Origin of the sequence: Streptomyces sp. Edi2, from assembly GCF_040253635.1 — a bacterium.
Classification (GTDB): Bacteria; Actinomycetota; Actinomycetes; order Streptomycetales; family Streptomycetaceae; genus Streptomyces.
In genome coordinates this window covers 6,853,109-6,877,497 of record NZ_JBEJGX010000003.1, presented here as the reverse complement: position 1 = coordinate 6,877,497, position 24,389 = coordinate 6,853,109, and the positions used below count along the sequence as shown (strand labels likewise).

The following is a 24,389-nucleotide window of genomic DNA, read 5'->3' as shown; positions in this document are numbered from 1 at the left end:
AGCCAACGGGGTACCTCTGAGCCGCGATTCACGGTTTTCTCATCACGACGATATTCCTCCCCAGCCCAACCTCGCATCGCGAAGCCGCAGTTCACCTGTTCCGGCGGCGTCGCTCATCGCGCTGCGCCGGGGGCAAAGAAATCGTCCCCCTTCACGTTCCTCGACGCCTGGAGGCGACGTCATGCCAGCCACACCCTTCGCAAACGGCCTTTCCCGTTCGCTGCGAGGCACCGTGCTCGCTGGCACCGAGCGCGTGCTCTGTCACGCGCTGGGTGGGAGCAGCAGGATCCGGGCGTCGAGGCAGCTTGCGGACAGGGCCGCGGGCCGCTCCTCGACGAGGTTCGGCCGGCGCCGGAGGCCGCCCGTGCTGAGTATGCGAGCTGCGATTCCTGCGCAGCTCTCGGAGATTTCCGTCGCTCGTCATCAGCTACGCGACCACCTCCACGGCTGGAACCTGGACCCGGTCGTGGACGGGGCAGTCACGGCGACGAGCGAAGTGTTGGCGAACGCCGTAGTTCACGGCTGCCACACGGCAAGCGACATGGTGACGATGACCGCGTGCTGCTTCGGGAGCCAGCTTCTGATCACCGTCGAAGATTCGTCGCATCAACGCCCCCGAGTCCGTCGTGCGCCCTACGAGGCCGAGTCCGGTCGCGGCCTGGAGCTTGTCAGGGCGCTCGCCGACCGGTGGGGCGTGATGCCCGCGCAAGAGGGCATCGGCAAGAGGGTCTGGATGGTCTTCGACCTTCACCACCAGGCGGGGAGGGCGGCCTCGTGAATCGCGTGGTCAAGCCCATCGTGGCGGCGCTGCAGCGGTCGCTCGTGGTTCGCCGCAGTCCTGTCCGATCGGCAACGGATGCTGCAGCAGAGACGGTTGCACTGGTCCTCGACGAATCGGTGCCGCTCCCGGCCAGCCAGACGGATGTTGACGACCTGGTGGCACGGTTACGAGGCCACATCGTGGACTTGGCCAACCTGCTAGTTCCGGGGCGGCTGGGCCACGCACCCGAACAGCTGAGTCGAGCTGTCGCCCGGGCCGACACCCTTCGCCATAGGCCGGCACCACATGACCACGTGGGCTCCCGTATCTACCTCGTGCGCCCGGCGGAGGCGACCCAGGAACTGGCATCCGTCGCTTCCACCTTTGAGGTCTGTTCCGCAGAGCCTCCGCGAGTCCCGGATCCCGAACCCCCACAGGGTCTCCTCCACGCGATCCGCTTCGCCACATCGAAAGGACTTCCGTGACCACGATCGAGGCTGCACACCCGCACACCACAGGTAAAGGAGCCGGGTACGAGCCGACGCAGGCGGAATCCGTCCTGGCCAGGCTGTCCCCCCACTCCCCCCGTCCTCAGAGGAGCAACGCCGAGCTGCAGGCGCTGCGCATGGCCCGCTTCGCCTCGGCAACCAGCCGCACTCCACGCCCCCGTGTCGGCATCTACGCGCTGGTCAACGCCGGCCAGGACCCCGCACCGCGGCTCGCCATGGCCCGGGCCCTGGTCACCCAACACGACTGGCTCCCGGACGACGCAGCAGCCGTCGACTCCACCGGGATGACCGATCCGGCCACGCGCCCTCAGCTCGCCCGCCTGCTCGCCGCCCTCGCACGCGGCGACATTGACGGCATGGTCGCGGCGTCCAAGGCCGATTTCACCCACCTCAACGACTACTACGAAGACGTCCTGCACCAGGTCCACGCCTGCGGCGGCTTCCTCGCCCTCGCCACCCCCGAGACGAGCATCTGACCACCCGCCCGACGTATCCGGCCACAGCATTCTGCGCTTCACGCTGGACGGCGAATGTCTGACGGACGTCCTCAACCAGCGCTCCGCTCCCGCGAACGCGGCCTAGTCCAACGATCTGTCTTGCGGCCTCACGGCCGCCCCCATCGCCGAATCGCAAGGAGGAGTCCATGGACTTCAGCTCGGTGCCGCTCCCTTCCGGCACGCACACCATCGGCAAGATCTTCGACTTCGAGGCTGGGCACCGGCTGCCCAGCCTCCCGGATGGGCACAAATGCTCGCGCCAGCACGGTCACAGCTACGAGGTCGAAGTCATCCTCAGCGCCCCGGCCCTGGAAGCCCCCGGCTTCGTCACCGACTTCGGTGACCTCACGCCGTTCAAGAAGTTCTTGGACGCCGAGCTGGACCACCGCAACCTGCACGAGATCCTGCCAGTCGAGCCGACCTCGGAGCGCCTGGCCCAGTTCCTCGCCGGCTGGTTCATCCACAACATCGAGCCGGACATCCCCGGCGTTCTGGTCGCTGTCCAGGTCCGCGAGACCGAGCGCAGCTGGGCCCGCTTCGGCCTGGAGAAGCGATGACGGCCGCAGACGTCAGGGGGGTGGCGTCCACGAACGATAAGGCGTTCGACCTGATCGTCGCCGAGTGTTTTGGCATCGATCAGCCGACCTTTCAGGGCGAGGGCCCCAGCACTGGCGTGCCAGCCCTGTTCATCCGCCTGTCGCGGTGCAACCTGACGTGCGGCTGGTGCGACACGAAGTACACGTGGGACTGGAAGCGGTTCGACCCCCGCAAGGAGTCGAGGCGACGGACCGTGGTGGACCTGCTCGCGTGGGCGCTCGCGTCGGACGTGGAGCTGGTCGTCATCACCGGTGGTGAGCCGCTGATCCAGCAGAAGAAGCTACTCCCGCTCGTGGCGGGGCTACTGGCCGCCGGCAAAAGGGTGGAGTTCGAGACGAACGGCACCATCGTCCCCGACCCGACGCTGCTGGTCGACGGTGTCCGCTTCAACGTGTCTCCGAAGCTCGCCAACTCAGGTGTCGACGAGGACAAGCGGATCGTATCGGCTGCGCTCGAGGCGTTCGCGGCGAGCAGGAGGGCCGTGTTCAAATTCGTCACCCGCTCCGTGCCCGAGCTGGATGAGATCGCTCTCCTCGTCGGCCGGTACGGCTTGGACCCGGTGTACGTGATGCCCGAGGGCACCACGGTCGAGGGTCTGATCGAGACGACCCGGGTGCTGGCGGACGCCGTGGCGGCCCGTGGCTGGCACTTCACCCAGCGCCTGCACGTCCTGGCCTTCGCCGAGGCCCGCGGACGCTGACCAGGCTCATCTCTCCACCCCAAGTTTCCCCAGCCCCTGGAAGCGAGGCGAAGTCCATGACCAGCACCCTCTACAACCCGGCCTCCGGTGAGAGCCCGGCCCTGCCACAGCAGGGCGGCCTTGCCGCGCCGGAATCGGTCGACACCGGCCGTGTCACCGACCTGATCGGCCAGCTCCTGGCCGCGCTCGGCGAGGATCCCGACCGGGAGGGCCTGGCGGATACGCCGGCCCGCGTCGCGGCCTGGTACCGCGACTTCCTGTCCCCGGACCTGTCGGCCGCCGCGACGTGCTTCACCGAGAACCAGCTGATCGGCCAGCTGGTTGTGGTTGGCGGCATGAGCTTGTGGTCGCTGTGCGAGCACCACATGCTGCCCATGAACCTGCAGGTCGCCGCCGGGTACGTGCCGGACGGCGAGGTCATCGGTTTATCGAAGTTCGGGCGGATCGCGCAGCGGTACGCCGGTCGCCTTCAGGTCCAGGAGCGGTTCACCCGGCAGGTCGCAGAGGAGATCGCCGGTGTGATTGGCAGTAAGGACGTGGCGGTCGCGGTCCGCGGTACGCACCTGTGCATGAGCATGCGGGGGGTGCGGATGGAGGCCGCCCGTACCAGCTCGCTGCAGGCAGGCGGCCGTTTCGAGACCGATCCGGTCCTCTCCCAGCAGTTCCTCGCCCTCGCCGCCGACCAGTGGAGGACTGCCTGATGGCCAAGAGAATCGACGTCTCCGTGATCGCCCCGCCCGCCTATCTGGATGCCTTCGTCGCCCAGGAGCCCGCCCGCGTCCACCACGTGGCCGCCCAGCGGGTCCTCACCGATGCTGCCTACCGCGCGTTCTTCCACCGCGAGGCCGAGCACGGCGCGGAGATCATCGTCGACAACGGCGTCTTCGACCTCGGTCACTCTCTGCCGGCCGCCGACCTGATCGCGGCGGCCCGCGCGGTCGACGCCCGGGAGATCGTCCTCCCGGACGTCATGCGCGACGGGCCCGCCACGATCAGGGCCAGCGACGAAGCCGCCCGCGAGATCCTCGACCTGAGCGACGCCTTCCGCCTATGCGCCGTGGTCCACGCCGCGGACGACGACGAGTGGCTACGCTGCTACGAGCACTTCGCCAGCGCCGACTACGTCGGAACGATCGCCCTGCCCGCCTCCCGGCGCCCCGCCCCCGAGCATCAGCTGTGCCGCACCCGCTGGGCGGCGACCCGCTACCTGGAGGACCACGGACTGGTGGAGGAGCGGATCGTCTACCGTCTCCTGGGTCTGGGCCGGACCGGGCACCTGGAGCTGGTCGAGCAGCGCGAGCACGAGTGGATCGCCTCCGTGGACGGCGCCGCACCGGTCATTCTCGGCGCGATGGGCATCGCCATGCTGCCCGGCGGTCCCCACGAGAAGCCGAGCACGCCCCGCATCGAGAACCTCGGTCCTATCCCCGAGGACCGGTTCGAGCTGATTCGGCGCAACATCGCGGTCGTCCGCGAGGCGGCGGGCAGCACCGTCGGGGTCACGGAGGCCCGCTCATGAGCCTGCGCCCCAACCCGCCTCTCGCAGCAGCAACCGGAACAGTGCTGCGCGCCCGGCCGATCGCGGTCGAGGGGCACACGATGGGCCCGGACAGCCTGCTGCGCTACCTGCAGATCAAGGTCCACCACCTCATCCAGAAGCGGGCCTGGGACAGCATTCGCGTCGTCGGCGGCTACGACCGCCAGGCCGTGGTCTCCGAGCACGAGAAGACCGGCAAGCTGTTCAACGTCGAGCGCCCCACAGCCGAGGCCCACGGCCACGACCTCGTCATCAAGGCGTTCCCTGGCACCGACTACGTCCACCACTACGCGCTGATCATCGCCACCTACCTGGCCATGACCGGCCGGCCGACCGACACGGTCACCTACCAGCTCCCCGAACCCGTCGCCTGCCATCACGCGATCCAGCAGCTCGAACTGGACCTGAACGGCGACCTCGTGGTCGTCGGCTGGGGCCTGACGCACCTCGCCCCGGCCGACGGCGTGTGGACCCGCGGGCCGGGATACGCCTGGCAGCGCACCGTGGTCCACGGCCGCCGGGTGACCTACCTGGGCTTCCTGCACAGCATCTGGGGCGACGTCGCCGGCCGGGTCGTCGGACGCCTGGCGGAACTCGGGGCCTGCGACATCGTCTATGTCGGCAAGGTCGGGGCGCTCGCCCCCGAGATCGAGCCCAACACCATGCTCGCCACCGGCAACGAGAGCCTCCTGGACGGCACGCTCGTGCAGTGGAGGGACTTCTTCGGCGACTTCGTCGCCGCCCAGCCCGGCGTCCACACCGGGATCCACGTCACCTCCCCGTCGATCCTGCTGGAGAACCGGGACTGGCTGACCAAGCACGGCGAGCACGCCTTCGTCGATCCGGAGATCGGCCCCATGGGGGCCGCCGCGCGCCACGCGGGGATCGGATTCGGCTACCTCCACGTCATCTCCAACAACCTCGCCCGCCACTACCCCGCGGACCTGTCCAATGAGCGTCACCGCGACGTCATCCAGCGGCGCGCCGTCCTCGTGAACCAGATCCGCGACATCATCGCGGACCGCCTGGCCGCCAGCCCGATCTGAACACCCACGGAGGAACACGCGCATGACGGCCGCAACACAGCCCACCGCCCCCGCACGGGGGCGGGAGATCACGGTGACCGGCATCGACGGAGCCGGGAAGTCCACCCTCTCCGCACGCCTGCACCAGGCCCTGAACGACGCCGGCCACCCGGCGATCCTGGTCGGCAAGCACAGCACAGAGGTCCCCATGGATCCGGAACTGTCCGCCTACGTCGACCGCCTCAACGAACTCGTCTACCGCCGCGACGCCCGCGTCGCCCAGTCATGCGGCGACCACTACTGGCTGCTGGCGATGGCCTCCTGGTACACCCTCCAGGACACGCTCGTCATCCAGCCCGCGCTCGCCGCCGGCACCCACGTGATCCTCGACAACGCGCACCACAAGATCCTCGCCCGCTACGCCGTCAACGCGAACGTCTCCACGCGCCTAGCCGAACAGGTCTTCGCCCACCTCACCGAACCCGACCTGGTCGTCTTCCTGCGCATCGGCGCCCGCGAAGCCCTGCGCCGCAAAGGCTCGTTCACCTCTTTGGAGACTGGCCACTCCGGCGGCGGCGACGGGGATTTCATCCGCTACCAGAACACCGTCCTGGCCCAGCTGCGCGAGCAGGAGCAGCGCGGCGGATGGCTGTGCCTGGACGTCACCGACATGGACCGCGACGCGGTCTTCAAGAGCGCGTCCGAAGCTCTGTCCGACCGCCTGAAGCTCACCATCTGATCCCCACCACAAGGAACGCATCATGCCAGTGACCCGACCGACCGACGGGGAGTACGTATGCCACGGCATCACCTGGGCGACCGGAGACCCCCGGCTGCTGCTCGCCCCGCTGCCCGGCGGGCCACTGGTCCACGCCGAGATCATGAACCAACGCCTCGGCTTCCGGGCGCTCGGTACCGGCCGGTGGTGCACCGGCCGGTACCAGTTCGCCGACACCATCCGGGTCGAGCCGCTCGCCTGCCCCGACCGCGCGCCGGCCGAGCAGAGCGGCCAGTGCACCCGGTGCGGCGGCCAGGATGACTTCCGCTTCGCCCACCAGGTCCACCAGGGCGGCCACGCCCCCGAGGTGCTGCGTCGGTACATGGAACAGCCGCACTGGCTGTACCTGGCGACCTTCGCCGATGGCACCCCCAAGATCGGCACCGCTGCCGAGCCGCGCAAGCGCTCCCGCCTCGACGAACAGGGCGCTCTGTTCGCCACCTACCTCGCCAAGGCCGACGACGGGCGCACGGTGCGGCACCTCGAGGACGCCCTCACTCGGCGCCTGAACGTGCCCCAGACCGTACGGGCCGCGGCCAAACTTCAGGCCCTGTCCGAGCTGCGCGACCTGTCCACGGCCCAAGCCGCGCACGAGAAGGACGTCACCCGCGCCGCCGAGACCCTGGCCGACATGAACACGGCCGCGGTGTTGGAACAGTGGACAGCGCCTGCCGAGGGAGCCCGCATGCGCAGGGCTGGCATGAAGTGTGCGCTCTACCCCCACGACCTGCGCGAGGGCGAGCACGGCTTCACCCTGGACTCCTTCATCGGCTCCCAGGCCCTTGCCGCCCTCGATCGCGAAGACGACATGGCTTACCTGCTCGACCTCGGCGCGCTTAAGGGTCGCCGCATCGTCCTCGGCCCGTTCAACTCCCGGAAAACGGCCGTCCAATCCGCACTGTTCTGACCCCAGACCGGCTCCGGCCCGCTCGACCTGGCCGGGGCCCTTCCCCGAAGCGAAGGACTTCACGATGGCACCCCATGACGCTGTCCTCGGATGGGACGAGAACACCACCGCCGAGGCGTACGCCGTCTTCACCCGCGACTACCCCATGTACAGCGCTACCAGCCGCGACCTCGCCCACCGCGCCCAGATCACCGGCAGCAACCTGGTGGTCGACCTGTGCGGCGGAGCCGGCGCGACCGCCGAGGCGATCCTCGCGCTCGCACCAGCCCAAGCCCGGGTCATCTCCCTGGACTACGCCGCCGCCATGCAGCGCGTCGGCTGCCGCATGCTGCCCGACCCGCGCCTGACCTGGGTCACCGCCCCGGCCGAGGACCTAACCACCCACGTCCCGACCGGATCCGTCGACGCCGTGGTGTGCAACTCCGCGATCTGGAAGACCGACGTCCCCGCCGTGTTCGCCGCAGTCCACCGCGTCCTACGCCCCGGGGGGCGGTTCGTCTTCAACATCGGCGGCGGCTTCGCCGGCATCCGCCACGACGACGAGAACACCATGCGCACCGGGCTCTCGCTGAATCGCCTCATCCAGCAGATCGCCGCCCGCGATCATGGCTACACCCCGCCCCCGGCCACCTACGCACCGCCCAAGCTGCCCCTGAGCACCGTAGCCGGGGAACTGGCCGCCGCCGGAATGACCGTCCTGGACACCGAGATCACCGCCCAGCACAGCACCATGGCCGAGAAGAAGGCATGGCTGTCCATCCCCGTGTTCGCCCGCCCCGACGGCGACTTCACCCACGAACAGCGCATGGCGATCCTGGAGAAGGCATACGCCCTCACCGCCCCCGACGCCCCGACCGTAACGAGCTGGCTCGTCGTGGTCGCCCAACGTCCCGAAGAGGCGCAGTGACTGCCCCGGGCACCTCCACCTCGGGGGAGAAGATCTGTGACCACGCCAGCGTCGGGGTGCTCATCTCCTCCCCCGACGGCCTCCTCGTGTTCGAGCGGGCGACGCCCCCGGCCGGGATCGCACCGGTCGCCGGTCACATCGATCAGCACGGCGGCCCCGAAGGTGCCGCCCGCGCTGAGGTCGCCGAAGAAGTCGGGCTCGCCGTCAGCCAGCTCCACCTACTGCTGACCGAGTGGCGGCCCAACCGATGCCGTCGCACATCGACCAGCGCCGTTGGCCACCGCTGGTGGATCTACCAGGCCGAGGCATCAGGTCCACTCCGCCCGTCCGCCCGAGAGGTGCGCGCCCCCCGATGGATACACCCCGACCAGCTCCAGCAGTACGCGCTGCGTACCGCCGCTTACGCCGATGGGCGCCTCAGCAATACGGAGTTCACCAAGGAGCCCGGACTCGAGCCTGTGTGGGTCCGCTTCCTGCACGAGCTGCAGCTCGTGACCATGACCGGCGACAGCCTCGCCCGGATCGACACCGTCATTTGACCGGCCGGGGGCGAGAGTCAGTGAGCCGCGACCGAACTCCCCGACTTCAGCCGACGCACGTGCGCGAGGATGCGGTCGCGGTCCTCGGGGAAAACGCTCTCCCACTCCTCATCGAGGCTGATCCATGCCGCCGGCTGGCCCTTTTCACCCAGCGGAACCTCATGGTCGATGACGGCGGCGTACGACAGGCCCAGCGTCGGGGACCAGTCGGAACGATACGAACGGACGGCAACGGCCGCCGGCACGGACAGCAGCTCTGCCCGCAGGCCAGTCTCCTCTTCCAGTTCACGTGCCGCGGCGGCCCGTGGCGTCTCACCTGGCTCGACCTTGCCGCCGGGCGGCACCCAGCCGCGCACCCGGTGCTTCACGAGCAGGACGTGACTGAAGGACGGATCGGTGGCCCAGACGTCGGCCGCCAGCGGCTCCATAGGCGCCTGGCGTGCCTGTTCCAGCCACGCCTGGGCACCGTCGAACACCAGCGCAGCGAGGCGGGCATCGGCGACCGCCGCGTCCAAAATCATCTGTTCAAGTTCACCGTGACTCACTCGTCACACCCTATGCGGACGCCTCGCAGCTGCCTGTCATTCGGCCCACCGGCCGCCCTAATGCGCCCCACGGACGCGGACGCCCTGCTCAACAACGAGACGCACAGACAGCACCACGACGGCGAAGCAGCCAGCAACGAGTATGCCGCCACGGTGTCTGCTTCGGAGAGGAAGTCCAGCCGTGAGCAGTGACGAGACGACCCGATGCACCTGGATCGTCCTGGGCGGAATCCACCTGCTCAACGGGACCGCACCCCGCCGGGCGGACGACCCGATCGTCCTGGTCCGGGTGGCTGCCCAGGAGGTCTGCGTACCGAGCACCACCGTCGTCATCAGGTGGGACACGCTCGGAGAGTGCGACGTCATCGGCCTGACCGCAGAGGGGGGCCGACTCGGAGCAGACCGGATCGAGGGCAGCGGCCTGTTCCCCGACGCCATCGCCGGCCCCGCTCTGCGCGCGCTGGTCGGCCCGTCCGCGGCCCCCGGGCTCGTGCCCCTGTGCTACCTGGCCGAACACCCCGGCGGCTACCACGTGTACGCGCAGATCCGCTTCTACCCCCAGGACGCCTGCTTCGTCCGCACCACCCCCGAGCCGGTCGGTGAAGGCCCGGTGCAGGCCCTGCGCTGGCTGACGCCGGCACTGGCAGCGCACACGGCGTCGTCCATGCAGCTCAACAACCATCTGCGCTACTTCCGCACCCACTTCGCCGGGACGGAGCTGGAGTACAAGTACAACCTCGACCCGGCGCCCGACGTCTGGGCGGTGTCCCTGGAACTGCTGAAGGCACTGCGGATCGGTGAACTGGACGGCTGCCGACCGGAGTACCGGGAGGAGTTCCAGATCCATTTCACCGAGAACTATCTCTTCGACGTCACCGGCCCCGAATCCGAGCGCGGCTACGCCTCCTTCATCCCCACAGTCACCGCCGGGCACGTGCTAAAACGTAAGTGGTTCGAACAAGACGCCTTCGCCCGCCGCGAGCAGCTCTACTCCGGCATCGAGCTCTCGCCGGACGGCTTCGAGGCGTACCTGTGCTCGGAACTGGGCCTCCAGGTCACGGCCATGCCGCCCTTCCGGCGCGTCCGCTACGACGTGCAGTGCGAATCGATGCGAAGCGGCCACGTCTACGGCATCTTCTTCGACCACTGCTCCCTCCTGGCAGCACCCGAGGTGGTGCTCTCGCAGTGCGAGCTGGAATACCGGCGCTCACGCAGCCTCCTGAACCACGACGAGAACGAAGTGCTGTGGGAGATGGAGCGCATCGACCACTGGCTTCTCAGCTACCTGTCCGCGCGCGGACTGACCAAGCAACGCACGTTCTACTCCAAGCGGAGCTTCCTGCGCGATGCCGTCGCCGCCCGGCCCGAGCTGGCCTCTGACCACTAACGCGCCACCTCCCCCGGGGGCGCGGCAGCACACCTGCCCATGAAGCGCCCGGCCAACGGCGACCTGACCGGCAGTCACGTCCAACCACGACAATCCCCCGAAGGAGCGGGTCAACCTGTTCGAGCGAACCCCAAATGCCACAGGCTAGGTCGCACTTGACCTCCGCCAGAATCTAGAACGTGAGTCCACGATCTGCTCCCGCGCGGGCCGTTACGGGCCCTCCCGAGGACCGGCCGCCCCCGGAAGTGGATGAACTCGAAGACCGGGGACCGGTCCGAGTTCAAGGTGCTGTCGGCGACGCCCGATCCAAGGCCCGCGAGCAGGTACTGGTCGACGATCTCCTGCTCGAAGCCCTCGAACTCCTGAGGCGTCTCCAACTGCCGCGGAGCACCGAGCGACCGCACCACCGCCAGAGTCATCGACACCTCCAGATCAGGAGACCCGAACGTGCATCGACATTCCCAGCAGACCATCAGGATTCCCGACGGAACGTCACTATTTGCGCTCGATGAAGTGAACCCGCACCGACCTGGCCTTCGGCCTGACCTTCGAGTCTGCTACTCCGCGGAACCCGCGGGACTTCAGGTGGTGACGTGACGAAAGGGCTGTGCTACCTGCTCGAACGACCAGCGGCCGTAGATGACTTCCCGCAGGTAAACACCCGCCGCGGCCAACCGGTCCCGATCGGCTGCTCCGCGAGGGCCATGCCGCTACATTGGCAGGTATGGGAGCTGAGGAGCACGCTGAGATCGCCAGGAGGATCGACTCCATCGAGGTCGCTGATCGCCTGCCGCCTGAGCCCGAGAGACCACGGGGTCTCGATCCCTCCGCGGTCTACCGCGTTCAGATTGGCACAATCAACGTCCCTCGGGGCGTTCACATCCCCACGGCCGACAGCGTTCTACACGCGACGCTCGACGGCGACTACGTTACTGAATGGATCACAGAGCCACTCGCATGTCCCCTCTGCCAGGTTGACGGCGAGTTGACGCTCCAGGGGCAGTGGGGGGCTCCGGCCAGCGTCCTGTGCCCCTGTGGGTACCAGTGGACACTCGCGCCCAGCCATTCGCAATGGAGCGCCCGGCAGCTCCAAGCCGCGCTCGTGAGCAGCGCCGCGCAGAACAATGGCCTCCCCGCGCCGCCTCCTTCTCAATGAGCTCGGCTCGGCCGAGGCGTGGCTTTGAGGCGCCGAAGGCGTAGTCGCGCCCGGCCTCGTTCGTTCCCCGTACCGCCTCGCCGAACCGTACCCAGCTCCCCTTCTGAAGAAGCGTGTTCGAGCAAAGGAGCGGAGCCCGCCGAAAGGCGAGGCGCGATCGAAGCCTCAGATAGCGATGGTCAACTCCACGCCAGCTTCAGTGGCGCACGTGGTGACTGCCGCCAGGTCCGCTATCACCACATCGGCGTCAAGATCACTCGCGTCATGGGTCGTTGTGACAGCCACCGTTGTCATCCCCGCCGCACGTGCAGACGCTAGTCCCGCCGGAGCGTCTTCGAAGGCCACACAACGCTTGGGGTCGACACCAAGGCGCTGCGCCGCTAGAAGGAATGGCTCTGGGTCGGGCTTGTGATGGGTGATGTCATCCACCGTGACGACATGAGCCGCGCACACCCCTGCGGCTGTCAGGCGCGCGTCGGCGACCCTACGCGTGCCGGAAGTAACCACAGCCCAGCGGTCTGCCGGCAAGGAGGCCAACAGCTCCCGCGAACCAGGGACCGGGACAACTCCTCCGGCGATGGCATCGTCGACCTCTGCCTGCTCCAGGAGAGCCACTGCCGAAGCGACCTCTTCGGCCGGCAGAAGGTCGGCCACGATGGCTGCGGCCGGCCTGCCGTGCGGCTGGACCTCCATGATCTCCGCGATCGTGAGGCCATGAGCGTCCGCCCACTGCGACCAGCAGCGGAAGACCGACTTCATAGACGAAACGAGCGTTTCGTCGCTGTCGAACAAGATGGCATCGGCCGAAAACTTCATGGTGGTTGACGATATCGCGACACTCACCTCACCACTGACAAGGGGATTTGGCCCATTTGCGCACACTCAAGTTCGGACATCGTGGAATCAAGCACCCAATATAGGCGACTGGATGGCACGTGAATCGAGTGAGGCGTAGAGCACATTTCCAGCCACTCGCAGAATCTCGAACGCGCCACAGACCCACCAACTCCCCCCGCGCGAGCGGCGGTCGAGACGCAGAAGGCACCCGACACGACGAAAGTTCACGATGAGTGAGTTCACTCTCGTGATCTATGCTCTTCCACACATCCTGAGGCGGAACCGCGCCTTCCGCTTTTAATTCAAGGCCACATGTGAGTTTGGCCATGGATCTAGCGGAGTCTGACGTTTACATCTGTTGGAGGGAGCAGTGATGGGGCCGTTGCGCCTGGCTGGCGAGATGCGCCTGCTGCGCAAGCGTTGTGAACGCCAGCTGGCCGACCTACCCATCCCATCCCCGTTCAGCCTCACGGGACTCGTCGCCGAAATTGAAGCGGCGCGCGAATGCCAGATTCACCTCGTGCCCGTGTCGGATGCGCATGGGGACATGAGGACAGCTTGCGGTCTGCGCGTCACCGTGGAGCGTTTGAATTCGACGTTCATTCTCTACAGGCCACGCCCCACCCCGAACCAGACTGAGCACACGATCATCCACGAAATAGCTCACTTGTGGTTGGGTCACGGTAAATCCCTCACCCCGGAGGAGGAGAATCGGCTCTTGCCTCCTCTATTCCAAACGTTCCTCGCTGACGTGCGTGGGGACGGTCCGGTGACCCACCAGGCCCGTGCACATTACGACAGTCATGAAGAGCGTCAGGCAGAGTTTTCTGCTTCACTCATAAAGCGCCTGGCGCGCCAGCAAGCAGCACCTGGCAATGATCTCATCAGTTTGATGGAAGCCAGTTTCACGCACCCCGTAGCACCGCCTCGTAGGCGCCTGCCTTAAGAGACTGCCTTGGATTCTCTGATTCTCGCTGTTTCCGTAGCGATGACCGCCGTAGCGCTATGGCGTCTGCCGGGTGCCCGCTATGGCGACCCCCTCCGACGGACCTTGTGGGGCTGCAGCGCCGGCTTCGCCGTCACGCTATGGACCCGCTTCCCCCCGATCAAAGATGCACTGGGACAGGTTGGCATAGTCGACTTCGACGCTCTGGTGAAATATCTGGTCTCGATCGCGGCTTGCCTCTCTCTGCTCAATTACGCCGTTACCAGCTATCTGCTCGTGCTTGCCGGAAAAGACGCCCCGCGACACATCGCCATCTCGCGGAAAGTGGCCCGCATCGCCCGGCTGTCGATTCCCGCCGTCGTGCCCGTAATGATCTTGCTGTTCTTCTTCGCCATCGACCGGAGGCAACCCAGTCGCGACTTCGCCGCCGACCACGCCGGCGAATGGGGAGCGGCAGCCTTCATGGCGTGCTACTACCTCTACCTCGGGGCATCCGCTTGGACCGTCGCCTATCAGTGGACGCACGTCAGCCGCCGGGCCGATTCCCTCGTGCTGCGCATCGGACTGGCGCTGGGTGCTGCCTCCACCTGGCTCTACACCCTCTACGCGGTGCTGCGCCTGACGTACATGTGGGGCGCAATGCTCACCCCCACCCCTGCGAACGTCGATCACTTCGTTGAAAACCTGGGCAACGTATTCAACGTGTTCGCGGCAACTCTGTTCGCTCTCGGAGCCAGTCTGCCCACCACCCATGTAGCGGCCGATCGTTGGCGCACATGGCGCTCTCTGTGGCGTATGCATTCGCTCCGGCGTGACCTGACCAGAGTTTTCCCCGAGGTGACCTTTCAGCCTGCTGGTACCCGGCTTCGAGAGATGACCCGCTGGACTCCCCCAATGGATGTGCGACAGGACGGGTGGATTCAGGAAATCGGCGACGCCGTCGACCTGTTGCGCCATCACGTGACCCCTGAGCTGTGGCCGGCCGCCGAAGAGGCCGCACTCACTCATCGCGACGCCGAGCCGGCCGCGGAGGCCCACTGGATTAAGGCCGCGCTCGTCTCGGCCACTCGTGGCTGCCGCTCGACCGTCCCGGCCGAGCCCCTGCCGGAAAAGCCGTTCGGCACCGCCACCGGTGAAGCTGCGTGGCTGCGTAGAGTGCAGGCCGTCTACGCCGGGATCCGACCACAGGAGACGGAGGAGCTGATTGCCGAAGCCGGCCTGCCTTGCTGGCGTCAGCAGGACAGGTGCGAGGCGCACTCGGCCTGACCAACACCGCAGGACAGGAGCTGCACCGTTTCTGGCCGAGACGCGGCCAGACAGGGGCTATCAGGGTCAGCTGAAACCTGCGCAGGCGCCCGATCTCTTCGCTTCGCGGGGCCCGGCCTGCAGCACCGCGTGGTTTGAGTGCCGACGATGCATTGGGACGTATTCGGCCCGGAGTCGAACCGCCTGTGAGCGATCACGAAATTCCCCAGGTAGGCGGGTTCTGCGTCACGTAATTCCCCACCCCCGCGGTCACGTAATTCCCCATGGGGACGACGGTGGCGGCGGGTAGTAGGTCCTGGCCATCGCGAAGGCGCACGCTTCCTCGATCAGTGGTTCGAGGTCGAAGGAAGCGCACGATGGCAAGGAGAACGTTCAACGTGGTCGATGTGACTGAGATCTACGTCCACTGGTACGCGGGCCGCTCGAAGAGCGAGCTGGCCGCGTCGCTCGGGCTGGACCGCAAGACGATCAGGAAGTATCTGGCGCCGGCGGAGGCCGCCGGGATGGCCCCGGGCGGGGCGGCGATGACCGGGCGGGACTGGGCCGAGCTGATCAAGGGCTGGTTCCCCGAGCTCGCCGACAAGCGGCTGCGGCAGGTGACCTGGCCCGAGATCGATAAGCACCGCGATTACATCAAGGGCCTGCTGGGGACGGTGACCGTCTCCACGATCCACCAACGTCTGCGTGACGAGCACGACTTGAGCGTGTCGGTGTCCTCGCTGCGGCGGTGGATATCGGCGACGCTGCCGGAGGACACGAGGCGGTCGCAGGTCACCGTCCTGCGCGACGAGGTCGAGCCGGGCCTGGAGGCCCAGATCGACTACGGCTTCCTCGGTCAGTGGATCAATCCGCGCTCGGGGAAGCGGCATCGGATCTGGGCGTTCGTGATGATCCTGGCCTGCTCGCGGCACATGTTCGTCCGCCCGGTGATCCATCTGGACCAGCATTCCTGGACCGAGTCGCACGTCGAAGCCTTCAAGTTCTTCGGCGGCATCGCCCAGCGCCTGGTGCCCGACAACCTGAAAACCGGGGTCGACAAGCCCGACCTCTACGACCCGAAAATCAACAAGGCGTATGCTGAACTCGCCTCGCATTACGGCACGTTGGTGGATCCAGCTCGCGCTCTGAGGCCAAAAGACAAGCCACGCGTCGAGCGCCCTATGCCCTATATACGTGATTCGTGGTGGCGGGGTCGGGAGTTCGTCTCCCTCGAGCACATGCAGAGTGACGCCATCCGCTGGTCGCGCGAGGTCGCGGGGCTGCGGCAGTGCCGGCCACTCGGCGGGGCGTCTCCGTTGTCGGTGTACGAGGCCGTCGAGGCCGCCACGCTGCTGCCGTTGCCGAAGACGCCGTTCGTGCTGGCCCGCTGGTCCACGGCGACCGTCGGCCCGGACATCCACATCAAGGTGGGCCGCACCCTTTACTCGGTGCCGTGGAAACTGATCGGCAAGCGGGTCGACGTCCGCTCCACCCAAGCCTTCGTCCAGGTCTTCCACGACGGCGATCTCGTGAAGACCCATGCGGCACTTGAGCAGGGGAAACGCACTCACAACAGCGACTATCCGCCGGAGAAGATCGCTTTCCATATGCGGACCCCGCAGTGGTGCCGCACCCAGTCCGCGCAGGTCGGGACCGCCTGCCGAGAGGTCATCGACGGGCTGCTGGAGGTGAACGCGCTCTATCGGCTCCGCGCCGCCCAGGGCGTGCTCGGTCTGCGCAAGAAGTACGGCGACAGCAGGCTGGAGGCCGCCTGCGCGAAGGCGACCACGGTCGGGGACCCGTCTTATCGCACCGTCAAGGGCATCCTCGTCGCCGGCACCGAGACCGAACCCGCCCCCGAAACCTCCGGCGACGGCGGCGCCTCCGCGTTCCTGCACGGACCCAGGCGGCTCTTCGCGACCGCCGCGACCCCCGACATGACGAACGACGACCGTGATGACCACCGTCACGACGAAGGAGTGGCGTGATGACCATCATGGACACCGCCCTGCGCGACGCGCTTCGCGCGCTGAAGCTCTCCGGCATGCTGGAAACCCTGGACGCCCGCCTCGCACAGGCCCACGGCGGCGAGCTCGGGCACCTGGAATTCCTCCAGACGCTCTGCCAGGATGAGATCACCCGCCGCGAGACCGTTGCCTTCCAACGACGCATGCACCGGGCGAAGTTCGAGCAGCAGGTCACCCTGGAGGAGTTCGACTTCGCAGCTTCTCCGAAGCTGCCCGCGGCCCAGATCCGTGACCTCGCGGCCCTGCGCTGGCTGCACACCGGAGAGTCCGTAATTTTGTTCGGTCCGGTCGGCGTCGGGAAGACACACGTCGCCCAAGCACTCGGGCATCTGGCCATCCGTCAGGGCGCGAACGTCCGCTTTGCCAAGACCAGCCGTGTCCTGGCCGACCTGGCCGGCGGGCACGCGGACCGCACCTGGGACAAGCGGATCCGTGAGTTGGTACGTCCCGACGTGCTCATCCTCGACGACTTCGCGATGCGTCAGCTCACCGCGGCCCAGGCCGACGACCTCTACGAGCTGGTCACCGAGCGGCAGGGCCGGTCGCTGATCCTGACGAGCAACAGGGCGCCGAGCGACTGGTATCCACTCTTCCCCAACCCCGTGGTCGCCGAGTCGCTCCTGGACCGGCTGATCAACACCAGCCACCAGGTCATCATGAACGGCCCCAGCTACCGGCCCAACAAGCGGCCCAGAGGAGGCTCCGAGAAGACAACCAAGCCCTCGATCAAGTAGACATGGACGAGGTCAGGACCTGGGGAATTACGTGACGCCGGGCCCGGGGAATTACGTGATCGTTCACACCGCCGCGAAGGGAACGCTAGCTCTCTTCGCGGCGCGGTGCATTTTCATGGCGTACAAGGACCTCGGACAGCGTTGCCAGCATGGCGGCCGAGACCCCTTCGCCGGCTCCGCGGGCAGCCACGCTTACGCCTTCGCTACGCATGAGGCTCAGGAATCCCAGCCGGTCGAGAATCTGCCGCTCAAGTTCTTCCCCCGGTGCGAAGTGCCACGGCTGGACGCCGAAGGCCGCCCCCAACCCCGCGAAGAGGCTGTCGAGGGGCAGGCTGGCCTGAATTTCAGTGGCATCGCGGCTATCGGTGCGCAGCGCCTCGATACCAGCCGCGTCAACAGCGGGGAAGCCTGCTGCGGCATTGACAGCCTCCGCGATTTCCGCGTCTGAGAGGGGCTTTCGCTGAAGGAAGGCAGTGATCTTCTCCCCGAGGGACTGAGGCCGCTGTTCTTCCGTTTTAGGAGCGGCGGACGTGGTGAAAGATCGCTCTTGCGCCGCCTCCAGAACGTCGCACTCCACCCCATAAAGGTCAGCCACCGGCTCGATGTAATCGGTGTTGAGTCGGCGAGTCCCCGCTTCGGCATTACTGAGGGGAAGACGGCTGATGCCGAGGGCCCGGGCCGCCTCTAGCTGGGTGTACCCGGCATCGCAGCGTAGATCCCGCAGATCCGGTGGCCCGAGCCGGGGGAAAAGGACCTCGGGGTCCTGACCCAAAGCGTCGGCGAGCGCCAGAAAACGCTCGGGGGAAGGGGTGGCATCACACCGCTCCCAGTCGCCAATTGTCGTCTTACTCGCCCCGAGCCGGCGCGCCAACTCCTGTCGCTGGAGTCCTGCGGCTCGCCGCGCGGCCAGCACTCGCTGGCCATCGAATTGGCGACCCGGCACGGCGCACGCTCCTGACCTGTGGTGACTAGTACAGGAGCAGCTTACCTTCGAGGTTGATGCACGGACCGACCTAGCGTAGGTTCTGTGCATCACGGCAGGTGAGGGGCTGCCTCGACCTCTTCTTGACACCCTTCCCCTCGGCCCGCCGGCCGAACCACCCGTCGGTCGGACCGAGCCCATCGAGCACGAACGGAAGAAGAGCGCGTGCATTCCGCTACCCCTCCTCACGCTCTGCAACTAGTACAGAGATTAAGAACCAACTCTGGATCTTGACGCAGCCCCATGCCTATGTTCGTCACCCCGGGGCACACCGCCCGACAGCACGAACGCGAGGAGCACGGCAGGACCGACGACGTTGCAGGTCCGCAAACAGCGGCGGCGCCCGAGAGCGGTAACTCCCGGACGCCGAACGCTTAACGGCATAGCCCGCCCCGGCAAGGGCGGCAAATGCCCACCATCACCACGCTGATCCCATTCCACCGGGCGCTTCAGCGTGGAAACACTGCAAGGGGATTGTTGCATGCCTCCCGCCCTGCGCAAAAGGCCCAAATGCCTGGCCTGCGCGGCAGCCACCCTCGCCTCGGCGCCACTTCGCGCGCCGGAGCCCACCCCCGCGGCCTCGCCGAGCCGCCGGTCCCGCATTAGCGGGAGCGGCCGATGAGCAGCGAAGCCCGCGAGTGGGTGTGGGAGAACTCCTCAAGCCGGGGAAACGCGCGCCTGGTCCTGCTGTCGATCGCCGATCGAGTGGTCGATGAACAGTGCATCGCCTGGGCCTCCCTGACCAGCCTGGAAGAGCGCACGAACGCCTCGCGGTCCGCCGTGCGCGACTCCCTCGACCGGCTGCTCGCCAGCGGTGAGCTGGAGCAGCTCGACGACCTCACCGGCCCTCAGCGCAGCACGGTCTACCGCCTTCCCGTCGCCGCGAAGGCCGCGAAGGACGCGAGGGATCAGGACGACGACAACGCGTCGCCGGACGAGCCCGAGGCGGGGATAGCGCTTCGGATATCGGCTCTGCGGCGGTATGGAATCCGCCCCCGCGAGGTACCGGAATCCTCCGGCACGGTCCGGAATCCGGCCGGTCCGGAATCCGGTACCTCGCGACGGAATCCGGCACAGCGACGTGCCGGAAACCGGCACAGCGGTGTACCGGAAACCGGTCCCCAGAACCGTAGTGAACCGAAGGTGAACCGTAGGTACAGCAGTGGTACCGGCGTCACCCCGGCCAGCGAATGGCAGGTCGACCCAGACACCCACACCTGGGCCCGCCAGCAAGGACACTTCGATCGCCTCGGCCAAGAGGGCCTCGCCGCCGCCGACGCGAAGTGGCGTGCCTACCGCGCCGACTTCAAGCCCCGGTCGGCGGGAGCCTGGGCTGCCGACTGGCGCTCCTGGATCGCCCGAGAGCACGCCCCAGGCCGCCCGAACCTCTACGCCGTGCCCGGCAGCGGCCCCGCCCAGCCGAGCGGGATGACCCGCGCCGAAGCCCACACCGCAGCTCTGCTCGCCGCCCTCGACGAGCCGACCGGATCGGAGTAGCCATGGACCGCCGCGAACTCGCCGCCCTGTTGGCCTACATCGGCCGACTCGACCCCCGCACCATCCGCACCGACAAGGGCGAGGCCCGCGACCAGCTCGCCACGTGGCACGAGCTGCTCGGCGACGTGCCGATGACCACGCCGCACGGCTGGGATGCCCGCGCCGCCGCCCGGCAGCACATCAGGGTCTCGCCCTACCAGGTCCTGCCTGCGGACATCGCCCGCCCGTGGGAGAGCTACCGGCGCGACCGGCTGGCCCGGCACACCGACCCAACGCCGGGGGCTGATCCTGACGACCAGGCGGCCTGGACTGCCGAGCTGGTCGGCACCCGGCGCGCGGTGGCGGCCGGCAGCGCTCAGCCCGCGCAGTACCGGGCAATCACCAGCAGCCAGCTCGCCCCCGAACTGAAGGCGCGGCTGCGGAAGAACGGCTCCTGCATACCGCCAGAGGTCCGAGTCGCACTCGCGCCCTACCGGCCCGCTCGTGCGGCGCGCGAGGCAGCCGTCGCCCAGGGCCGGCCCGATGCCCTCGGCGTCATGTGCGAATGGTGCCGGGCCCAGATCGGCGAGCCATGCCGCCGCCGCCGGGTCGCCCCCGACGGCGGCGCACGCGGAACCGCACCACGTGTCACCCCGCACCCTGGTCGCCTCGACCTCGCCGCCGCCCGGCAGGCCCAAGAGACCGAGCAGGGCCAGCCCGCCCTGGCGTGACCGACCGCGTCGGTGCACCCCATCCGGTGCCCCGACGCGACACCACAATCCCCCGGCTGCGGCGCCCGCCCTGCGCCGCAGCCGGCCCCCGACACCGCGTCCATCCGCCACCGGCCCCCGACCGGCCGACGCGGCAGCACATCGGAGCCCCCCCTTGCGCCACATCACCACCCACGACGCGCCGGCCACCGGCCTGCGCAGCATCAGCGACACCAGCTGGCACACCCGCGGAGCGTGCCACGGCATGGACGTCGAGGACGCCGACGCCGTGTTCTTCCCGCTCCCCCGGGACCACGAAGCCATCGCCGAGGCGAAGGAGCTGTGCGGCTGGTGCCCGGTTCGCCGCGACTGCCTCAACTACGCCTTGGAGAACGACCTCAAGGAGGGCGTCTGGGGCGGGCTGACCGAAGCCGAGCGGCGCCCCTGGCATGACGGACTGCCTCAACGCCTCGACTACAGCCGTGTGATCGCGTTCTTCAACGGACGCGACGTGCACCTGACCGAGTCCGAGCGCCAGGTCGTCATCAACCACGCCTACGTCCGGGGCTGGCACACCGACCGGCTCGCCGCCGCCCTGCAAATCGGCCACAAGCACGCCCGTGACCTACTGCGGCAAGCAGCCCTCAAGGTCTTCGACCGCGACCGAACCCTCGGCGTGCCCCGCCGCAAGAAGAAGCGGACGCCGAGCACCCGGACGGCCAGGCGGCCCACACCCACCAAACCCGACACGAAGCAGCCCGTGTCCGGCCCAGTGACCTCGCCCTCGACGGGCGCCCCTCTCGGAAAGGCCGCATGACCCTGACCCACCTGACCCTCGGTGTCGCCCCGGGCCCTTCCCTCCTCCTCGCCATCGGCCTTCCCGCCGTCGCCCTCGCCCTGGCCCTGACCGGCTGGGCGGCCCGCCGCCGGAAAGCGCGTACGCCGAATCGTTTCGGCAGCCCGGCAGTCAAGGTCGCCGCTCTCGCTGCGGCCGGCTGCACCGCTTACTCTGCCGACACGAGCTGGCGGTTCGCCGCCGACTACCTCGACGTGGCTGGCGTCGGCGAGCGAATCGGCATGTTCGCGGCAGCCGAAATCGGACTGTTCGCGACCGCACTGATGGCCCGGCAGAATCTGGCGGTCCAGAGGGCACCTGGGCTGCCCGGGTCGCTGGTCTGGGTCATCACCGGCGTGCAGGTGATCCCTGCCTATGCCGAGAGCGGCCCCATCGGCGGTACGGTCCGCGCCTTCGTCGGCCCGATCATGGCGGCGATGCTCTGGCATCAGGCAATGGGGATCGAACTGCGCCTGCGCAGCCCAGGCGCCGCATCTAACGGCCTGCTCGCCGTCCTGGGGCGGGAGGCACGCGAAAGGCTGCTGTCCCGCCTTGGCATCGCCGCGCGAGATCGCGACGCTGCGCAGATCACCGCAGACCGCGCCACGGCACGCGCCGTCGCCCTCGTGGTCCGCCTCGCCGAACGGACCCCCAAGCAGCAGCAAGGCTGGCGAGGCCGAGGACTCACGCGGCGACTGTCGAAGGCAATCGGACGGGCAGGAGTCGGCACCGACCCCCGCCAGCGCGCTGAGCTGCTCGACCAGCTCGCCGCCCGCCGGCACGCACTCACGCTCGCCACGGTCCCGCTGCCCTCCCCCTGGTCCCCGCTCCACGACCAAAGGCCCACCGTCACGGTCCCCTCACCGAAGGACCAGCCCACCACGGTCCCCACCGGCAGCCCGCCCAGTGACACCGTATCGATCAGTGACCGGGGACCACGCCGGGACCGCGCCCACCGGGGACCGGGGACCGGAGACCACACGGGGACCGGGGACCAGATCGGGACCGGGGACCACCCGGGGACCGCGCCCACCGGGGACCGGGGACCGGAGACCAACACCGGGACCGGGGACCAAATCGGGACCGGGGACCACCCGGGGACCGCGCCCACCGGGGACCGAGGACCGGAGACCAACACCGGGACCGGGGACCAAATCGGGACCGGGGACCACCCGGGGACCGCGCCCACCGGGGACCGAGGACCGGAGACCAACACCGGGACCGGGGACCAAATCGGGACCGGGGACCACCCGGGGACCGCGCCCACCGGGGACCGAGGACCGGAGACCAACACCGGGACCGGGGACCAGGGACACAAGCGGAAGCCGACCCCCAAGACCACAACCCGTGGTAGCCGGTCCCGCAGTCCGCAGACGCAGCGTCCCCCGCGCGGGCCGGAGCAAACGGTGGAGCAACTCGTCCAGCAGCTTCGCCCCCACGTCCCGCCCCTGCTCAACCGGGACGGCAACGAGACCGTAACCCGGGTCCAGCTGCGGGAAATCCTCCGGCGCGAGGGCCTCGTAGGCGGCCGGAATGACCGACTGAGCCTCGTCCTGCAGCAACTGCGCAGCGAGACGAGCACGACGACAAGGAGCACCATCCGATGAAGACCTGCCCCCAATTCGCTGCCCTTCGCGCCGAGTACGAGCGGGAGATCGGATTCCTGACCGCTCACTCAAAACGCCATGCCGGACGGCCGGCGGCCAAGTCCAGCGCGAAGCACGCCGCATCGACGAAGGCGCGGATGGCCCGGGCTCTCAGCGGCCACGTCGGGCGCTGCCCCGAGTGCGGCTGAAACCGCAAAGCAGCAGCTCAAAGCCCTGACCCGCCAAGGGTGGCCCGGCTCCACACCGGGCCACCGCCCCTTTCCACGAAGGAGATCGCCATGACACACGCAACTGCTCCCGAACAGTTCGAAGACCGCTTGGTCTGGGCGTTCCTGCACACCTTCCTGCGGTACGGACTGATCCACTCGGCAGTCGATGGCCCCGAAGGACAGTGGTTCGTCCAGATAGGACCCGATCACCAGATCCATCACCTGACCGACACGGAGGATGCTTTCGACTTCGTCCTCGAAATCCTGGAGATCATCGACGGCGCACAGGGCGGTGAACAGTGACGAACCCGGACCGGCCCCCCTCCACCCCGGAACCGTCTCGTGATCTCAACTCAGTCTCGGGGCGAGCAAGTTATCCCCCAAGACCGTCTTCCCCGTCGGGGAAGACGGCCTCGGGGCACCCCGCCCCCAGGGTGGCGGGACCGGACCAGCACCGGGGGGCGCAGGTCCGGGCGGCAGCGACCGAGGGCGGATCGCAGCCGGAGGAGCAGCCGTCGCAACGCAAGCGCCGCGACGCCACGAAGACCGTGCGCAAGCGCTCACCGAAGTCCGGCGGCGACAAGCGCGTGCACGTGATCTATGTCCGTCTCAATGACACCGAGAAGTCGGTGCTCACCGCTGCCGCCACCACGACGCGAACCAGCCTGCCCGCCTTCCTCGCCCGCAGCGGTCTCGCCGCCGCGCACGACCTCGACAACACGGCTGCCGCCGTCGCTGGCCATCGCGAGCTGGTCGCTGAGCTGTTCGCCGCGCGCCGGCATCTCGGGCAAGTCGGCAACAACCTCAATCAGGCCGCGAAGGCGCTCAACTCCGGTGTTTGGCCCGCCGAACTCGACGCCGTCCTCGTCGCGACCCACCGTGCTGCGCAGCGCGTCCAGGATGCGACCGATCAACTCCTCCAACAGAACTGAGGCCG

27 protein-coding genes are annotated in these 24,389 nt (G+C 68.1%); 24 read left to right on the top strand and 3 right to left on the bottom strand.

From position 1 onward, the window contains the following. The first annotated feature begins 181 nt into the window (after positions 1-181). The 12 genes from ABR737_RS33685 (at position 182) to ABR737_RS33630 (ending at position 8,756) form a co-directional block, all read left to right on the top strand. Positions 182-778 carry an ATP-binding protein gene (locus ABR737_RS33685; protein ID WP_350254704.1) on the top strand — a complete coding sequence of 199 codons (597 nt, stop codon included), beginning with the start codon at positions 182-184 and terminating at the stop codon, positions 776-778. Next, entirely contained in the window at positions 688-1,245 is a 558-nt protein-coding gene (locus ABR737_RS33680) for a DUF6415 family natural product biosynthesis protein (RefSeq protein WP_350254702.1), read from the top strand. The genes ABR737_RS33685 and ABR737_RS33680 overlap by 91 nt, the downstream gene beginning before the upstream one ends. Next, positions 1,242-1,745, top strand: coding sequence for a hypothetical protein (locus tag ABR737_RS33675; RefSeq protein ID WP_350254700.1), 504 nt, complete (start codon positions 1,242-1,244; stop codon positions 1,743-1,745). The genes ABR737_RS33680 and ABR737_RS33675 overlap by 4 nt, the downstream gene beginning before the upstream one ends. A 167-nt stretch (positions 1,746-1,912) precedes the next feature. After that, positions 1,913-2,323 (top strand): 6-pyruvoyl trahydropterin synthase family protein, encoded by a 411-nt coding sequence (locus ABR737_RS33670; RefSeq protein ID WP_350254698.1) that lies wholly within the window; start codon positions 1,913-1,915, stop codon positions 2,321-2,323. Then, positions 2,320-3,063, top strand: coding sequence for a 7-carboxy-7-deazaguanine synthase QueE (locus ABR737_RS33665; protein WP_350254696.1), 744 nt, complete (start codon positions 2,320-2,322; stop codon positions 3,061-3,063). Before ABR737_RS33670 ends, ABR737_RS33665 begins: the two co-directional genes overlap by 4 nt. Before the next feature lie 56 nt (positions 3,064-3,119). Continuing rightward, the gene (folE, locus tag ABR737_RS33660) at positions 3,120-3,764 is read left to right on the top strand and encodes a GTP cyclohydrolase I (RefSeq protein ID WP_350254694.1); all 645 of its coding nucleotides are present in this window, start codon (positions 3,120-3,122) and stop codon (positions 3,762-3,764) included. Further along, the gene (locus ABR737_RS33655) at positions 3,764-4,582 is read left to right on the top strand and encodes a hypothetical protein (RefSeq protein ID WP_350254692.1); all 819 of its coding nucleotides are present in this window, start codon (positions 3,764-3,766) and stop codon (positions 4,580-4,582) included. Before folE ends, ABR737_RS33655 begins: the two co-directional genes overlap by 1 nt. Continuing rightward, positions 4,579-5,646 (top strand): nucleoside phosphorylase-I family protein, encoded by a 1,068-nt coding sequence (locus ABR737_RS33650; RefSeq protein WP_350254691.1) that lies wholly within the window; start codon positions 4,579-4,581, stop codon positions 5,644-5,646. Before ABR737_RS33655 ends, ABR737_RS33650 begins: the two co-directional genes overlap by 4 nt. Positions 5,647-5,668: 22 nt before the next feature. Next, entirely contained in the window at positions 5,669-6,364 is a 696-nt protein-coding gene (locus tag ABR737_RS33645) for a dTMP kinase (RefSeq protein WP_350254690.1), read from the top strand. Between the two features lie 22 nt (positions 6,365-6,386). Next, a complete protein-coding gene (locus tag ABR737_RS33640; protein WP_350254688.1) occupies positions 6,387-7,310 on the top strand; it encodes a DUF2797 domain-containing protein in 924 nt (307 codons plus the stop codon). A 64-nt stretch (positions 7,311-7,374) separates the two neighbouring features. Then, positions 7,375-8,217: a class I SAM-dependent methyltransferase gene (locus tag ABR737_RS33635; protein WP_350254686.1), complete on the top strand. Its 843-nt coding sequence runs from the start codon at positions 7,375-7,377 to the stop codon at positions 8,215-8,217. Further along, positions 8,214-8,756, top strand: a complete 543-nt coding sequence (locus ABR737_RS33630; protein WP_350254685.1) for an NUDIX hydrolase — start codon at positions 8,214-8,216, stop codon at positions 8,754-8,756. Before ABR737_RS33635 ends, ABR737_RS33630 begins: the two co-directional genes overlap by 4 nt. Before the next feature lie 17 nt (positions 8,757-8,773). Here ABR737_RS33630 and ABR737_RS33625 read toward each other — a convergent pair whose 3' ends face one another. Further along, positions 8,774-9,277 (bottom strand): NUDIX domain-containing protein, encoded by a 504-nt coding sequence (locus ABR737_RS33625; RefSeq protein ID WP_350254683.1) that lies wholly within the window; start codon positions 9,275-9,277, stop codon positions 8,774-8,776. A gap of 205 nt (positions 9,278-9,482) precedes the next feature. On the opposite strand from ABR737_RS33625, the gene ABR737_RS33620 reads away from it, so the two are divergent. After that, positions 9,483-10,688, top strand: a complete 1,206-nt coding sequence (locus tag ABR737_RS33620; RefSeq protein ID WP_350254682.1) for a hypothetical protein — start codon at positions 9,483-9,485, stop codon at positions 10,686-10,688. A 1,321-nt stretch (positions 10,689-12,009) separates the two neighbouring features. On the opposite strand, the gene ABR737_RS33615 is transcribed toward ABR737_RS33620, so the two are convergent. Then, the gene (locus tag ABR737_RS33615; RefSeq protein WP_350254681.1) at positions 12,010-12,660 is read right to left on the bottom strand and encodes an HAD-IA family hydrolase; all 651 of its coding nucleotides are present in this window, start codon (positions 12,658-12,660) and stop codon (positions 12,010-12,012) included. Between the two features lie 394 nt (positions 12,661-13,054). Here ABR737_RS33615 and ABR737_RS33610 point away from each other — a divergent pair, with 394 nt between their 5' ends. The 4 genes from ABR737_RS33610 to istB all read left to right on the top strand — a co-directional run bounded on the left by ABR737_RS33610 (position 13,055) and on the right by istB (position 17,633). Next, a complete protein-coding gene (locus ABR737_RS33610) occupies positions 13,055-13,627 on the top strand; it encodes a hypothetical protein (protein ID WP_350254679.1) in 573 nt (190 codons plus the stop codon). A 9-nt stretch (positions 13,628-13,636) separates the two neighbouring features. Next, the gene (locus tag ABR737_RS33605) at positions 13,637-14,893 is read left to right on the top strand and encodes an MAB_1171c family putative transporter (protein WP_350254677.1); all 1,257 of its coding nucleotides are present in this window, start codon (positions 13,637-13,639) and stop codon (positions 14,891-14,893) included. A 377-nt stretch (positions 14,894-15,270) separates the two neighbouring features. After that, positions 15,271-16,860 (top strand): IS21 family transposase, encoded by a 1,590-nt coding sequence (gene istA, locus ABR737_RS33600; protein WP_350257028.1) that lies wholly within the window; start codon positions 15,271-15,273, stop codon positions 16,858-16,860. Continuing rightward, positions 16,860-17,633, top strand: coding sequence for an IS21-like element helper ATPase IstB (istB, locus tag ABR737_RS33595; protein WP_350254675.1), 774 nt, complete (start codon positions 16,860-16,862; stop codon positions 17,631-17,633). The genes istA and istB overlap by 1 nt, the downstream gene beginning before the upstream one ends. Positions 17,634-17,718: 85 nt before the next feature. On the opposite strand, the gene ABR737_RS33590 is transcribed toward istB, so the two are convergent. Beyond that, positions 17,719-18,576: a helix-turn-helix domain-containing protein gene (locus ABR737_RS33590; RefSeq protein ID WP_350254674.1), complete on the bottom strand. Its 858-nt coding sequence runs from the start codon at positions 18,574-18,576 to the stop codon at positions 17,719-17,721. A 657-nt stretch (positions 18,577-19,233) separates the two neighbouring features. On the opposite strand from ABR737_RS33590, the gene ABR737_RS33585 reads away from it, so the two are divergent. The 7 genes from ABR737_RS33585 (at position 19,234) to ABR737_RS33555 (ending at position 24,384) form a co-directional block, all read left to right on the top strand. Further along, positions 19,234-20,112 (top strand): helix-turn-helix domain-containing protein, encoded by an 879-nt coding sequence (locus ABR737_RS33585; protein ID WP_350254672.1) that lies wholly within the window; start codon positions 19,234-19,236, stop codon positions 20,110-20,112. Between the two features lie 2 nt (positions 20,113-20,114). Beyond that, the gene (locus tag ABR737_RS33580; protein ID WP_350254671.1) at positions 20,115-20,822 is read left to right on the top strand and encodes a zinc finger domain-containing protein; all 708 of its coding nucleotides are present in this window, start codon (positions 20,115-20,117) and stop codon (positions 20,820-20,822) included. A 154-nt stretch (positions 20,823-20,976) separates the two neighbouring features. Then, complete coding sequence (locus ABR737_RS33575; RefSeq protein ID WP_350254669.1) at positions 20,977-21,618, top strand: WhiB family transcriptional regulator; 642 nt, start codon at positions 20,977-20,979, stop codon at positions 21,616-21,618. Beyond that, positions 21,615-23,243: a hypothetical protein gene (locus tag ABR737_RS33570; RefSeq protein WP_350254668.1), complete on the top strand. Its 1,629-nt coding sequence runs from the start codon at positions 21,615-21,617 to the stop codon at positions 23,241-23,243. The genes ABR737_RS33575 and ABR737_RS33570 overlap by 4 nt, the downstream gene beginning before the upstream one ends. Beyond that, positions 23,240-23,431, top strand: coding sequence for a hypothetical protein (locus ABR737_RS33565; protein ID WP_350254666.1), 192 nt, complete (start codon positions 23,240-23,242; stop codon positions 23,429-23,431). The genes ABR737_RS33570 and ABR737_RS33565 overlap by 4 nt, the downstream gene beginning before the upstream one ends. A 90-nt stretch (positions 23,432-23,521) precedes the next feature. Then, positions 23,522-23,755 (top strand): hypothetical protein, encoded by a 234-nt coding sequence (locus tag ABR737_RS33560; protein ID WP_350254664.1) that lies wholly within the window; start codon positions 23,522-23,524, stop codon positions 23,753-23,755. 131 nt (positions 23,756-23,886) lie between these two features. Then, positions 23,887-24,384: a MobC domain-containing protein gene (locus ABR737_RS33555; protein WP_350254662.1), complete on the top strand. Its 498-nt coding sequence runs from the start codon at positions 23,887-23,889 to the stop codon at positions 24,382-24,384. Positions 24,385-24,389: the final 5 nt, after the last annotated feature.

Excerpts from the sequence above, each read along its gene's own strand:
- ABR737_RS33685 (WP_350254704.1), top strand. The coding sequence starts at position 182 with ATGCCAGCCACACCCTTCGCAAACGGCCTTTCCCGTTCGCTGCGAGGC.
- ABR737_RS33670 (WP_350254698.1), top strand. The coding sequence starts at position 1,913 with ATGGACTTCAGCTCGGTGCCGCTCCCTTCCGGCACGCACACCATCGGC.
- ABR737_RS33665 (WP_350254696.1), top strand. The coding sequence starts at position 2,320 with ATGACGGCCGCAGACGTCAGGGGGGTGGCGTCCACGAACGATAAGGCG.
- folE (WP_350254694.1), top strand. The coding sequence starts at position 3,120 with ATGACCAGCACCCTCTACAACCCGGCCTCCGGTGAGAGCCCGGCCCTG.
- ABR737_RS33655 (WP_350254692.1), top strand. The coding sequence starts at position 3,764 with ATGGCCAAGAGAATCGACGTCTCCGTGATCGCCCCGCCCGCCTATCTG.
- ABR737_RS33650 (WP_350254691.1), top strand. The coding sequence starts at position 4,579 with ATGAGCCTGCGCCCCAACCCGCCTCTCGCAGCAGCAACCGGAACAGTG.
- ABR737_RS33645 (WP_350254690.1), top strand. The coding sequence starts at position 5,669 with ATGACGGCCGCAACACAGCCCACCGCCCCCGCACGGGGGCGGGAGATC.
- ABR737_RS33640 (WP_350254688.1), top strand. The coding sequence starts at position 6,387 with ATGCCAGTGACCCGACCGACCGACGGGGAGTACGTATGCCACGGCATC.
- ABR737_RS33635 (WP_350254686.1), top strand. The coding sequence starts at position 7,375 with ATGGCACCCCATGACGCTGTCCTCGGATGGGACGAGAACACCACCGCC.
- ABR737_RS33625 (WP_350254683.1), bottom strand. The coding sequence starts at position 9,277 with ATGATTTTGGACGCGGCGGTCGCCGATGCCCGCCTCGCTGCGCTGGTG.
- ABR737_RS33615 (WP_350254681.1), bottom strand. The coding sequence starts at position 12,660 with ATGAAGTTTTCGGCCGATGCCATCTTGTTCGACAGCGACGAAACGCTC.
- ABR737_RS33610 (WP_350254679.1), top strand. The coding sequence starts at position 13,055 with ATGGGGCCGTTGCGCCTGGCTGGCGAGATGCGCCTGCTGCGCAAGCGT.
- istB (WP_350254675.1), top strand. The coding sequence starts at position 16,860 with ATGACCATCATGGACACCGCCCTGCGCGACGCGCTTCGCGCGCTGAAG.
- ABR737_RS33585 (WP_350254672.1), top strand. The coding sequence starts at position 19,234 with ATGAGCAGCGAAGCCCGCGAGTGGGTGTGGGAGAACTCCTCAAGCCGG.
- ABR737_RS33580 (WP_350254671.1), top strand. The coding sequence starts at position 20,115 with ATGGACCGCCGCGAACTCGCCGCCCTGTTGGCCTACATCGGCCGACTC.
- ABR737_RS33570 (WP_350254668.1), top strand. The coding sequence starts at position 21,615 with ATGACCCTGACCCACCTGACCCTCGGTGTCGCCCCGGGCCCTTCCCTC.
- ABR737_RS33565 (WP_350254666.1), top strand. The coding sequence starts at position 23,240 with ATGAAGACCTGCCCCCAATTCGCTGCCCTTCGCGCCGAGTACGAGCGG.
- ABR737_RS33560 (WP_350254664.1), top strand. The coding sequence starts at position 23,522 with ATGACACACGCAACTGCTCCCGAACAGTTCGAAGACCGCTTGGTCTGG.